At 61.8% G+C, this 12186-nt stretch carries 11 protein-coding genes; 2 read left to right on the plus strand and 9 right to left on the minus strand.

Annotated features, from left to right (window positions below; genetic code table 11):
• Window positions 1–184: 184 nt before the first annotated feature.
• The 9 genes from msrQ to mrcB form a co-directional block, all read right to left on the minus strand.
• A complete protein-coding gene (gene msrQ / locus AC0ZZU_RS08365; protein ID WP_476340044.1) occupies window positions 185–814 on the minus strand; it encodes a protein-methionine-sulfoxide reductase heme-binding subunit MsrQ in 630 nt (209 codons plus the stop codon).
• Window positions 814–1827 carry a protein-methionine-sulfoxide reductase catalytic subunit MsrP gene (gene msrP, locus AC0ZZU_RS08370; protein ID WP_476340045.1) on the minus strand — a complete coding sequence of 338 codons (1014 nt, stop codon included), beginning with the start codon at window positions 1825–1827 and terminating at the stop codon, window positions 814–816. Before msrP ends, msrQ begins: the two co-directional genes overlap by 1 nt.
• Window positions 1828–1903: 76 nt before the next feature.
• Window positions 1904–2755 (minus strand): CDP-diacylglycerol--serine O-phosphatidyltransferase, encoded by an 852-nt coding sequence (gene pssA, locus AC0ZZU_RS08375; RefSeq protein WP_158461656.1) that lies wholly within the window; start codon window positions 2753–2755, stop codon window positions 1904–1906.
• 147 nt (window positions 2756–2902) lie between these two features.
• Window positions 2903–3919, minus strand: a complete 1017-nt coding sequence (gene ilvC / locus AC0ZZU_RS08380) for a ketol-acid reductoisomerase (protein WP_158461657.1) — start codon at window positions 3917–3919, stop codon at window positions 2903–2905.
• 53 nt (window positions 3920–3972) lie between these two features.
• Complete coding sequence (gene ilvN, locus AC0ZZU_RS08385) at window positions 3973–4464, minus strand: acetolactate synthase small subunit (protein WP_116551972.1); 492 nt, start codon at window positions 4462–4464, stop codon at window positions 3973–3975.
• 1 nt (window position 4465) lies between these two features.
• Complete coding sequence (locus AC0ZZU_RS08390) at window positions 4466–6190, minus strand: acetolactate synthase 3 large subunit (protein ID WP_476340046.1); 1725 nt, start codon at window positions 6188–6190, stop codon at window positions 4466–4468.
• Between the two features lie 408 nt (window positions 6191–6598).
• The gene (locus AC0ZZU_RS08395) at window positions 6599–6931 is read right to left on the minus strand and encodes a YqcC family protein (protein ID WP_476340047.1); all 333 of its coding nucleotides are present in this window, start codon (window positions 6929–6931) and stop codon (window positions 6599–6601) included.
• Window positions 6928–7704 carry a tetratricopeptide repeat protein gene (locus tag AC0ZZU_RS08400; protein WP_476340048.1) on the minus strand — a complete coding sequence of 259 codons (777 nt, stop codon included), beginning with the start codon at window positions 7702–7704 and terminating at the stop codon, window positions 6928–6930. Before AC0ZZU_RS08400 ends, AC0ZZU_RS08395 begins: the two co-directional genes overlap by 4 nt.
• A 4-nt stretch (window positions 7705–7708) precedes the next feature.
• Window positions 7709–10030: a penicillin-binding protein 1B gene (gene mrcB / locus AC0ZZU_RS08405; RefSeq protein WP_476340049.1), complete on the minus strand. Its 2322-nt coding sequence runs from the start codon at window positions 10028–10030 to the stop codon at window positions 7709–7711.
• Window positions 10031–10146: 116 nt separating this feature from the next.
• On the opposite strand from mrcB, the gene AC0ZZU_RS08410 reads away from it, so the two are divergent.
• Both AC0ZZU_RS08410 and AC0ZZU_RS08415 read left to right on the plus strand, forming a co-directional pair.
• Entirely contained in the window at window positions 10147–11709 is a 1563-nt protein-coding gene (locus tag AC0ZZU_RS08410) for a bifunctional aminoglycoside phosphotransferase/ATP-binding protein (RefSeq protein ID WP_476340050.1), read from the plus strand.
• Between the two features lie 151 nt (window positions 11710–11860).
• Window positions 11861–12133 (plus strand): TfoX/Sxy family protein, encoded by a 273-nt coding sequence (locus tag AC0ZZU_RS08415; RefSeq protein ID WP_476340051.1) that lies wholly within the window; start codon window positions 11861–11863, stop codon window positions 12131–12133.
• Window positions 12134–12186: the final 53 nt, after the last annotated feature.

The following is a 12186-nucleotide window of genomic DNA, read 5'->3' on the forward strand; positions in this document are numbered from 1 at the left end:
AATCTGCTGTCAACCACCTTTTTCACCGCTACCGATCTTTCGACCGGAGCCACTTCCGGCTGCTGTCCTGAACATCCAACTCGTTGATTCTCAAGGAGTTTTCCGTTCCAACTACGCTGGAAGTGGGGCGCATTATAAGGGGATTCGAAATCCGGTCAAGAACTTATTTCATAAATGTTTCAAGTTACTCCTGAGACGGCTTTCCACCTGCGCGGGGCGCCCTCCCCCTCACCCGCGGCAGGCGCTGCGACACCGCAGGAATCCGCAGCGCAAGCAGTCCCGCGCCAATCGCCGCATACACAGCCCACTCCCGGAGATCGGCACGCACTATCCATAGAAAGTGCAACAAGCCCAGGGCGAGGATCACATACACCAACTTGTGCAGCTTCTTCCATCGCGCGCCCAACCGGCGCTGGCTATAGCGATTGGACGTGACCGCCAGTGCCAACAGTCCAAGGAAGCCCAGCGCTCCCACTATTATGTAGGGCCGCTTGCGTAACTCCACACCCAGTTGCCCCCAGTCCAGGCCAAGCACGAACACCATATAAGATGTCATGTGCAGCACAATGTAGGCGAAACACCACAGCCCCAGTTGCCGGCGGACCACTATCCACCCGGACCAGCCCGTCATCTTCTGCAGCGGGGTCATGCTCAAGGTAATCAGCAGAAAGATCAGAGCGCCCAGGCCCAGCCGGTCAACCAGGATCTTGCCAGGGTCAGGGCCGAGCAGGCTCATTGCCGCTTCATATAGCCACCAGGCCGGAAACAGACAACCCAGCACAAAGATGCCCAGGCGGATCCAGGGATAACGCATCAGTAGTTGGTCCTCAGGTCGAGGTCGGCATAAAGAGAAGCCACTTCATCGGCGTACCCGTTGAACATCTGCGTCTCGCGCACATTGGGACTGAACAGCCCGCTGGGCAGCCGGCGCTCGCGGGCCTGGGTCCAGCGCGGGTGGTCGACGGTCGGATTGACGTTGGCATAGAAGCCGTACTCATCAGGCGCAAGCCCTTGCCAGGTAGTCTGCGGCTGCTCGCTCACCAGACTGATCCGGACGATGGACTTGATGCTCTTGAACCCGTACTTCCAAGGCACGACCAACCGTAGAGGAGCGCCGTTCTGGTTGGGCAGTTCGCGCCCATACATGCCCACCGCCAGGATGGCCAAGGGATTCATCGCCTCATCCAGGCGAAGGCCCTCGACGTAAGGCCAGTCGATCAGCGCGAAACCCGAGCGCATGCCTGGCATGTTCTTCGGGTCCTGGAGGGTTTCGAAGCGGATATAGCGTGCCTTGGAGGTAGGCTCGACCTGCTTGAGGATGTCGGCCAGAGGAAAGCCCAGCCATGGGATGACCATGGACCACGCCTCTACGCAGCGCAGGCGGTAGATTCGCTCCTGCAGATGATAAGGCTTGACGAAGTCTTCGAGGGCATAGCGCCCCGGCTTGCCTACCTCGCCGTCCACCACCACCGTCCAGGGTTCGGTTTTCAGGCTACCTGCGTTATCGGCCGGATCACCCTTGTCGGCCCCGAACTCGTAGAAGTTGTTGTAGTGGGTCGCATCCTTGAACGGTGTGATGGCCTCGCCCTGCACGGTCATGGCCTGCCACTGGGTGCCTTCGAGTTTCTGGGTGAACCAGCCAGGAGCGCTTCCCGGCTCGGCATCGGCGTAGCGAGAAGGCGCTGCCGCGAAGGCGAGTCCAGGAATCATCGAGACGGCCGCCCCCGCCAGGGAGCCACCGAGCACGGCGCGGCGAGAAAGGTAGACGGATTCGGGAGTGACCTCCGACAACTTGCAGTCGGAGGCTCTCGCAAGCTTGATAAGCATGATGGGCTCCATGGCACTGGATGGCTGATGCACCAGTAGACTATGGAGCCGGAGGATTATTGCGTCATTAAATCTTTCAGGCTTTGCGGCGACGCATGCGCAGCAAGTACTGCACAGGGCCCGACACGGCATACCCGAGGAAGATCAGCAGCAGGATGCGCGGCGGATCGCTGAACACCACGGCAAACACCAGCACCACGGCCAGGATCGCGACAAAGGGCACGCGACCCTTCAGGTCCAGCTGCTTGAAGCTGTTGTACTTGATGTTGCTCACCATCAGCATGCCCGCAGCCGCAACCAGCAGCGCCACCAGGAACGACAGCTTGGAGCCCTGGATGCCGAAGTCGCTGAACGCCCAGACGGTACCTGCCACTACGCCTGCCGCGGCCGGACTGGCCAGGCCGATGAAGAAGCGCTTGTCAGCAGTGCCGACCTGGGTATTGAAGCGTGCCAGGCGCAGCGCGGCGCCGGCCACATAGATGAAGGCGACCATCCAGCCGACCTTGCCCATGTCGCCCAGGGCCCAGCCAAAGGCCAGCAACGCCGGTGCGACACCAAACGCGACCATGTCCGACAGCGAGTCGTACTCGGCACCGAAGGCGCTCTGGGTGTTGGTCATGCGGGCAACGCGGCCGTCCAGGCCGTCGAGCACCATGGCCACGAAGATGGCAATGGCGGCGAAGGCGAAGTACTTGCTCGCCTCGCGCGGATCGCCGGCGCTCATGGCGCTCTGCGCGCTGATGGAACTGATGATGGAGTAGAAACCGGCAAACAGGTTGGCGGTGGTGAACAGGTTGGGCAGCAGATAGATGCCACGGTGCCGGACCTTGCGCCCTTCGGCGTCATGCCCTTCTTCAACATGCTCATCGACAGGTAGCAGGCTTTCGGCGTCGGAGGGCTTGTTCGGCTCTTCGGGACGTTCGCTCATGGACAATACCTTGCAACAGGGTGGAATGTGTTCGACATGGGCTCGCGGCATGGGTTCGTCCGGCAAGCCTTGTGGGCTTTATACCAGAAGCTGACCCCTAAACGAAAAAACGCGGCCGAGGCCGCGCTTTTCGTTAGCAGGAACGGATCAGTTCTTGGACTTGTCGACGATCTTGTTCGCCGAGATCCAAGGCATCATCGAACGCAGTTGCTCGCCGATGACTTCGATGCCGTGCGCGGCGTTGTTACGACGCTTGGCGGTCATCGATGGGTAGTTGGTGGCGCCTTCGGAGATGAACATCTTCGCGTACTCGCCGTCCTGGATGCGCTTCAGAGCATTGCGCATGGCCTTGCGGGATTCTTCGTTGATGATTTCCGGACCGGTCACGTACTCGCCGTACTCGGCGTTGTTCGAGATCGAGTAGTTCATGTTGGCGATACCGCCTTCGTACATGAGGTCGACGATCAGTTTCAGTTCGTGCAGGCACTCGAAGTAGGCCATTTCCGGCGCGTAGCCAGCTTCGACCAGGGTTTCGAAACCGGCCTTGACCAGCTCGACGGTACCGCCACACAGAACGGCCTGCTCGCCGAACAGGTCGGTTTCGGTCTCGTCCTTGAAGGTGGTTTCGATGATGCCGGTACGACCGCCACCAACGCCAGCGGCGTAGGACAGTGCGACGTTCTTGGCGTTGCCCGAGGCGTCCTGGTAGATCGCGATCAGGTCAGGGATACCGCCGCCCTTGACGAACTCGGAGCGAACGGTGTGGCCTGGAGCCTTCGGCGCGATCATGATCACGTCGAGGTCGGCGCGAGGAACGACCTGGTTGTAGTGGATAGCGAAGCCGTGGGAGAAGGCCAGGGTTGCGCCTTTCTTGATGTTCGGCTCGATTTCGTTCTTGTACAGGGCGCCCTGGAACTCGTCCGGGGTCAGGATCATGACCAGGTCGGCGGCAGCGACGGCGGAAGCCACGTCGGCAACTTTCAGACCATGGGCTTCTGCCTTGGCAACGGTGGCCGAGCCTTTACGCAGACCGACAGTGACGTCAACACCGGAGTCCTTCAGGTTGCACGCTTGAGCGTGGCCCTGGGAGCCGTAGCCGATGATGGCGACTTTCTTGCCCTGGATGATCGAAAGGTCGCAGTCTTTGTCGTAGAAAACTTTCATGGAATACCCCTGTTATATCTCGGCCCCAGCGGAGCCATCGCTAATTTTTGAAGTTAGATGCTGAGCACTTTGTCGCCACGGGCAATGCCGGTGACGCCACTGCGCACGGTTTCGAGAATCGATGCGGTACCGATGGCCTGGATGAAGCTGTCCAGCTTGTCGCTGGTACCGGTCAGCTGCACCGTGTACACGCTGCTGCTGACGTCGACGATCTGCCCACGGTAGATGTCGGTGGTGCGTTTGATCTCGGCGCGCTGTGCGCCGGTGGCCTTGACCTTGACCAGCATCAGTTCGCGCTCGATATGGGCGCTTTCCGACAGGTCGACCAGCTTGACCACTTCGACCAGCTTGTTCAGGTTCTTGGTGATCTGCTCGATCACCTCATCGTGGCCGACAGTCGTCAGGGTCAGACGCGACAGGGTCGGGTCTTCGGTCGGAGCGACGGTCAGGCTCTCGATGTTGTAGTTGCGCTGGGAGAACAGACCCACGACGCGAGACAGGGCACCGGGTTCGTTTTCCAACAGCAGGGAAATGATGTGCCGCATATCAGGTACGCTCCGTCTTGCTCAGCCACATGTCGCGCATCGATCCATCCTTGATCTGCATCGGATAGACGTGCTCGCTGTTGTCGACCTGGATGTCGATGAACACCAGGCGGTCCTTCATCGCGAAGGCCTCTTCCAGTTTCGGCTTGAGGTCCTTCAGGCTGGTGATGCGGATACCCACATGGCCATAGGCCTCGGCCAGCTTGACGAAGTCCGGCAGCGACTCCATGTAGGAGTGCGAGTGACGGCTGTTGTAGGCCATGTCCTGCCACTGGCGAACCATGCCCAGTACGCCGTTGTTGAGGTTGACGATCTTCACCGGCAGGTCGTACTGCAGGCAGGTGGACAGCTCCTGGATGTTCATCTGGATGCTGCCTTCACCGGTCACGCAGGCAACGTCCTGGTCCGGGAAGTTGAGCTTGACGCCCATGGCCGCCGGGAAGCCGAAGCCCATGGTGCCCAGGCCACCGGAGTTGATCCAGCGGTTGGGCTTGTTGAAGCGGTAGTACTGCGCCGCGAACATCTGGTGCTGACCCACGTCGGAGGTGACGAAGGCATCGCCCTTGGTGACTTCGCAGAGTGTCTCGATCACGGTCTGCGGCTTGATGACGCTGCCGTCGCCCTTGTCGTAGGGGAACATGTCACCCGTGCCGCGCCACTCTTCGATCTGCTTCCACCAGGCGTCCATGGCGGACTTGTCTGGCTGCTCGCCGATTTCGCGCAGGATGCCGAGCATTTCGCTGAGCACGCTTTCCACCGGACCCACGATCGGCACGTCGGCCTTGATCATCTTGGAGATCGACGCCGGGTCGATGTCGATATGGATGATCTTGGCATTCGGGCAGAACTTGGCCGGGCCGTTGACCACACGGTCGTCGAACCGCGCACCGACGGCAAAGATCACGTCAGCGTTGTGCATGGTCATGTTGGCAGGGTAGCTGCCGTGCATGCCCAGCATGCCGAGGAACTGGCGGTCGGTACCTGGATAGCCACCCAGACCCATCAGGGTATTGGTGACTGGCAGGTTGAGGGTCCTGGCGATCTCGGTCAGTGCTTCGGAGCCGCCACCCAGGATGACGCCGCCGCCGGCGTACACTACCGGACGTTTGGCCGCCAGGAGCATCTCGGCTGCCTTGCGGATCTGGCCCGAGTGACCGCGGACAGCCGGGCTGTATGAGCGCAGCTTGACCTTCTTGGGGTAGACGTATTCGAACTTCTCGGCCGGGTTGGTCATGTCCTTGGGGATATCGACCACGACCGGGCCGGGACGGCCGGATTGCGCGAGGTAGAACGCCTTCTTCATGACCTCGGGGATCTCCGAGGCATGCTTGATCATGAAGCTGTGTTTCACGATCGGCCGGGAAATACCGATCATGTCGGTTTCCTGGAAGGCATCGGTGCCCACCATGGTGCTCGGCACCTGGCCGGACAGGATCACCATCGGAATGGAGTCCATGTAGGCGGTGGCGATACCCGTGATGGCATTGGTCGCGCCGGGGCCGGAAGTCACCAGCACCACGCCGGCCTTGCCGGTGGCACGGGCATAGCCGTCGGCCATGTGGGTAGCCGCCTGCTCATGACGAACCAGGATGTGGGTGACTTCCGGTTCCTTGAACAGCGCGTCGTAAACATGCAGGAGAGCACCACCAGGGTACCCGTAGATGTGCTTAACGCCTTCGTCCCGCAAAAAGCGGACGACCATCTCAGCGCCAGATAAAAGCTCCACGTTGTTCACCTCTAAAACGCCAGAATACCGCCCCAACCGGGCGGGTCTTAATAGGTTTACTGCCAAGCAGAGCATGAGCGAACGTCAGCACTGACTGAGCAAGTATTGGGAGCCCCCCAGAGTGTTGCGGGGTTTTCCCACCCAGCGCGAGGTAACGCGTTGCGGGGTGAAGCAAGTCGGCGCGGGTGTGCGCCTCATGATCTGCTTAGCGGGTCTGCTTCTGGCAGTCCCCCTACAGCGGAATCTGGATTCTTAAGATTTGGCGCCCTCAAGTCAAGAAAAATTATTGCCAATTTTTCCCAAGGACGTTTCTCCAGCACCACGAATTCAATCGCTTGCAGCAGAACTGTTAAGATTTCCAACAAAAAGGGCCACAATCTGCGGCCCTTATAGGAAAAAGAGAGGAAATCAGGCGGATGGACTGATCAATTGGTCGAATTCTGCTAGCAGCCGTCGTAACTCGCGACTTTCATCCGGCCGGTTGCTGTAGACCGTTTCAGCCATGACCAGGATCCCCGAGGCGTTGGGCAGGGCCAGGCCGTGTTCCAGGATCTGCTTCATGCGTGGCAGGAAAATCCACTGCAGCCACTGCTCGAAGCTCATGCTGTCGACCGCGAAGGGCACCACACTGCCCAGTGCCTCGGCAGTTGGAGGCTGATCGCTCCACCAGCCCTGGACATGCAGTTCTCGCTCGATCAGCAGCAGGTGGTCAGCAATATCCAGAATACGTTGCTCCATCACAGGTTGACCTTGGCTTTCTGACGCGCCAAGGCGGCGCCAGCGCTGTCACCCTGCTTCTCGCGAGCCTGGGCAATGATGTTCCACAGGCCCGCCTGCAGGTCTGGACGGCCATTGGCGTAGGTCAGCGCGCGCCGGGCCAGCTGCTCGGCCTGGGCGGCATCGCCCTGGGCGAGGCGCACCTGGGCGAGGCGATAGAGCACCTGCGGCTCGCGCGGCGCGATGCGCTGGGCACGCTCCAGGCTGGAGGAGGCACCGTTGTAATCGCCAGTGCCCTGCTGCTGCTGGGCGGTGGTCAATAGCGCCAGCACCGGCCCATCGAGCTGTTCGTCCGCCGACAGGCCGCTGCTTGCAGCATTGCTGCGAGGTATACCGGTCGGAGCACTCGACGTGCTCGGCGTGCTTGCCGGGGTGGGCGCGCTGTTCATCGAGGCGATGTCGAACGGTTCGTTGTCGACCGGCCCCGGGGTGATCGGCCCGCTGCTGATCGCGGCGGTGCCCGTGCCGGCAGGGAATGTCTGGATTGGCGAGGAGCCCGCGCCCTGCGGGATCATCACCATCACGCCCGAGTCCTGAGGCACCGTTTGCGCCTGGCTGCTACCGGTGCTGACCGCTGGCGCGGCGCTGCGGTTGGCAGAGACGCGCTCGCTGTTGGATACCCGGGTGCTCGAATCCACCACCGGGATGGAGCCACGCGGGACGCTGGCGCAGCCATTGAGCAAGGCCAGCGCCGTCAAGGCAGGAAACCACCACTTGTTCAATTCACGCCCTCTCATGTGCTTAATTCATCCAGCCCTTGACCCAGTCCATGACGGAGTCTTCAGGGGTCGCCTGACTGCCACAGGCCGGGCCAGCAGGCGGTTCACTGCCACGAATATACGGCATCTGCACCGCTCCCGGACAGCTGGCATCGGAGCCTTGTCCGCTGTACGGATCGATCCAGGCCTGCACCACATTGTCGGGTTGCGGCATGTCCAAGGGTAGCGGATCGGCCTTGCGCATGAAGCTGGTCCAGACCTGCAATGCACCCGTGGCGCCGGTGAACGGCGTCTTGCCGTTATCGTCACGACCAATCCACACCACCGCCAGCAGGTCCTGGCTGAAGCCTGCGAACCAGCTGTCACGCGAATCGTTGCTGGTCCCGCTCTTGCCCGCGAGGGTGAGGTTGCCGGGCAGCACATTGTAGACCGAGCGCCCGGTACCCTCGCGCATCACCCGCTGCATGGCGTTCTGCACCAGGTAGATGGAGCCCGGATCGAAGGTCTGCTGGATCTGGAACGGATAGCGCTTGAGCGGCTCGCCCTCGGCGGTCAGCACACTGCGAATCCCGCGCATCGGCGTATTGAAGCCGCCGTTGGCCAGGGTCTGGTACATGGTCGCGACCTGCATCGGCGACATGCCGCCAGCGCCGAGCAGCATGGACGGGAACGCCGGCCAGTCGACATCGACGCCCAGGCGGCTGATGGTCTTGATGACGTTGGGCACACCCACGTCCAGGCCGATCTTGGCGGTGGACAGGTTGTAGGAATGCGCCAGCCCCTGGTACAGGTAGATGGTGCCGTGGGCACGCCGGTCGTAGTTCTGCGGACGCCAGACCTGGCCGTTGGCGCCCTTGACCGAGAAAGGCTCATCCTGCACCCAACTGGTCAGGGTGTACTTGCTCGGCTTCTCCAGCGCGGTCAGGTAGACCGCCGGCTTGACCAGCGAGCCGATCGGACGCACGGCATCGATGGCCCGGTTGAAACCGGCGAAACCGGCCTGGCGACTGCCAAGCAGGGCCTGGACCTCGCCGGTTTCCGGGTTGGTCACCACCATCGCCGCTTCGACCTGGTCGCCGCCCTTGCGGCCATCCAGGCGCTTGAAGGTCTCGGCCATCGCCGCTTCGGACTTCATCTGCAGGATCGGGTCGAAGCTTGTGAAGATGCGCAGGCCTTCTTCGGTCAAGTCTTCATCGCGATAGTCCTGGCGCAACTGGCGCTTGACTAGGTCGAGGAAGCCCGGGAACGAGCTGTCGGCCAGGCTGCCGCGCCTGGTCACGCCCAGCGGCATTTTCTTGGCCGCCTCGATCACGTCCTTGCTTGCCACGCCCTGCTCGGCCAGCAGGTCGAGCACAAGGTTGCGGCGCGTGAGCGCGCGCTCGGGATAGCGGCGCGGATTGTAATAGGACGGGCCCTTGACCATGCCCACCAGCAAGGCGATCTGGTGCAGCTTGAGCTCCGACAGCGGCTGGCTGAAGAAGAACTGGCTGGCCAGGCCGAAGCCATGCACCGCGCGTTGTCCGTCCTGGCCGACGAAGACCTCGTTGAGGTAGGCCTCGAGAATCTCGCGCTTGTCGTAGTGCACCTCGAGGAGCACGGCCATCATGGCCTCGGTGATCTTGCGGCTCAGGCTGCGCTCATTGGTCAGGTAGAAGTTCTTGACCAACTGCTGGGTCAGGGTACTGCCGCCCTGGCGCATGGCGCCCGACGAGGTGTTGACCCAGACCGCCCGCGCGATCGACTTGGGCGAGACACCAAAGTGGTGGTAGAAGTCGCGGTCTTCCACCGCTACCAGGGTCTCGAGCAAGTGCGGGGGCACCTGGTCGATCTTGATCAGGATGCGGTCTTCAAGGTTCTTGGGATAGATGCCGCCGATCAGCAGCGGCTCAAGGCGGACCACGTCGAGCTTGCTGCCATTGGCACCGCTGAGCCCGGCCACGTAGTCGCCCGAGAAGCGCACACGGACTGCCTGTGCTTTCTCGATGCCTTCATAGAACTGGAAACCACGGGTATTCAGCTCGACGGTGTTGCCGTTGACCGAGGCAGCACCCGGGCCGTTGGCTGCGCTTTCGCGCCGATAGCCCAAGGCATCAAGCTCGACGAGAAAGTCGTTGCGGCTCAGTTTCTGGCCGACAAACAGCTCCAGCGGCCGGGCATAGACCTTGGCCGGGATGGTCCAGCGCTTGCCAGAAAACTTTTCCTGGACGACGGCATCGAGGTAGACGGCGAAGCCGGCAAGCACCACAAGACCGACCAGGCTGAGCTTCAAAGCCCAGCCCAGCCAGGCGCGGGAGCGGCCGGACGGACGTTTTTTCGGGGTACGGGAGTTTTGGGTTCGAGTCATGGCGGCGGATTATACGCACTTTATAAAGCCGGGGCAGGCGCCCTCCGGCGGTTTGCAGGGACGGCACCATTGACCATAATAACGCCTTCGAATTCCCGGACCCAAAAGGACCGCCCGTGAGCCAAGCGTTGATCACCGCCCTACAGAATCCCGCCCTCTACCCTCACCCGGTCGATGGTTTCCAGCTTATCGAGACACATATTTCCTGGGTCCTGCTCACGGGCGAGTACGCCTACAAGATCAAGAAGCCGATGAACTTCGGCTTTCTCGACTTCACCGAACTGAGCCAGCGCGGTCATTTCTGCCGTGAAGAGCTGCGCCTGAACCAGCGGCTGACCGAAGGCCTGTACCTCGACGTGCTGCCAATCACCGGCTCCGCCGAGGCACCGCAACTCGCGGGCGAAGGCGAGCCCATCGAGTACGCGCTGAAGATGCGCCAGTTCCCCCAGGGACAGATGCTCAACACCCTGCAAGCCAATGGCGAGCTGACCGCTGGGCATATCGACCAGATGGCCCGGCAGATCGCCGAGTTCCACCTGCAGGCCCCCCGCGTGCCGCTGGACCACCCCCTGGGCACGCCGGAAAGCGCCATGGCGCCGGTCGAGCAGAATTTCGAGCAGATCCGCCCGTTCCTCAGCGACAAGGCCGACCTGCAACAGCTCGACGCGCTGCAAGCGTGGGCGCAGAGCAGCTACCAGCGCCTGCACGGCCTGCTTGAGACGCGCAAGGCCGACGGTTTCATCCGCGAGTGCCACGGTGATATCCACCTGGGCAACGCGACGCTGATCGACGGCAAGGTGGTGATTTTCGACTGCATCGAGTTCAACGAGCCGTTCCGCCTCACCGACGTCTGGGCCGACACCGCCTTCCTGGCCATGGACCTGGAAGACCGGGGCCTGAAGTGTCTCGCGCGACGCTTCATCAGCCAGTACCTGGAGCTGACTGGCGATTACGCCGGCCTCGAGCTGCTGAATTTCTACAAGGCCTATCGCGCCCTGGTGCGTGCCAAGGTGGCGCTGTTCAGCATGCCTGCCGATGCCGATGGCGTGCAGCGCGCGACCACGCTGCGCACCTACCGCAACTACGCCAACCTGGCGGAAAGCTACAGCGCCATCCCCTCGCGTCTGCTGGCGGTGACCCACGGCGTCTCCGCAGTGGGCAAGAGCCACGTGGCCATGCGCCTGGTCGAGTCTCTGGGAGCCGTTCGCCTGCGCTCGGACGTCGAGCGCAAGCGCCTGCACGGTGACCAGCAAGAGCAGGCCAGCGGCCAGCTGCAGGCCGGGATCTATGCCGAGCATGCGAGCCAGGCGACGTACGAGCGCTTGCATCAACTGGCGGCGGTCATCCTGCGTGCCGGCTTCCCGGTGGTGCTCGACGCTACCTACCTCAAGCGCGAGCAGCGCAAGGCCGCGGCCGAGATTGCCAGCTCGACCGGCGTACCCTTCCTGATCCTGGACTGCAACGCCCCGGACGCCGTGATCGCCAGCTGGCTGGCCCAACGTCAGGCTGACAGCACCGATCCGTCCGATGCGACGCTTGAAGTGATCAAGGTGCAGCAGCAGAACCGTGAGCCGCTGGACGACCACGAGCTGCTGCAAAGCAAGCGCATCGAAACCAATGAAGGTGGCAGCCTGGACCAGCTGGTCGAGCAGATCCGCCAGCGCTTGCCAGGCCTGTAACGCGCCAGGGACGCGCAGCCCGCCGGGCTGCGCTGTCTTGAACACCCTCCCCCATGGCAAAAAGCTTCATGTTCGCCATCCCCCGCTACACTGCACCCTGACCTGCTCGCGATTTATCTCAACGACCGTTCAGCCATCGCAAGGAGGCCTGATGAACGATGAACTGCAGCACCTGAAGAACCTGGGGAAGACCTCTGCACAGTGGCTGCACGCTGTTGGCATCCACAGCGCATCGGACCTTCGCCGACTCGGTGCGGTGGGGGCCTACCAAGCTGTGAAGACCCGAGGTTTCCGCGCATCCAAGGTGTTGTTGTACGCCATCGAAGGCGCGTTGCTCGACATGCACTGGAACGATTTGCCGGCCGAACGCAAAGAAGCGCTGAACCAGCAGCTGGATGAGAAAAGCCCGCCAGTGAAGAAATGAAAAATAAATGCGGAGAAACGATTGACAGTGAAATGAGAATCGTTATGATTATC

The organism is Pseudomonas sp. JE3303, from assembly GCF_056312565.1.

What these genes read in the sequence shown, in the direction of transcription:
- msrQ (WP_476340044.1), bottom strand. Translation starts at nt 814, where the DNA reads ATGCGTTATCCCTGGATCCGCCTGGGCATCTTTGTGCTGGGTTGTCTG.
- msrP (WP_476340045.1), bottom strand. Translation starts at nt 1,827, where the DNA reads ATGCTTATCAAGCTTGCGAGAGCCTCCGACTGCAAGTTGTCGGAGGTC.
- pssA (WP_158461656.1), bottom strand. Translation starts at nt 2,755, where the DNA reads ATGAGCGAACGTCCCGAAGAGCCGAACAAGCCCTCCGACGCCGAAAGC.
- ilvC (WP_158461657.1), bottom strand. Translation starts at nt 3,919, where the DNA reads ATGAAAGTTTTCTACGACAAAGACTGCGACCTTTCGATCATCCAGGGC.
- ilvN (WP_116551972.1), bottom strand. Translation starts at nt 4,464, where the DNA reads ATGCGGCACATCATTTCCCTGCTGTTGGAAAACGAACCCGGTGCCCTG.
- AC0ZZU_RS08400 (WP_476340048.1), bottom strand. Translation starts at nt 7,704, where the DNA reads ATGAGAGGGCGTGAATTGAACAAGTGGTGGTTTCCTGCCTTGACGGCG.
- mrcB (WP_476340049.1), bottom strand. Translation starts at nt 10,030, where the DNA reads ATGACTCGAACCCAAAACTCCCGTACCCCGAAAAAACGTCCGTCCGGC.
- AC0ZZU_RS08415 (WP_476340051.1), top strand. Translation starts at nt 11,861, where the DNA reads ATGAACGATGAACTGCAGCACCTGAAGAACCTGGGGAAGACCTCTGCA.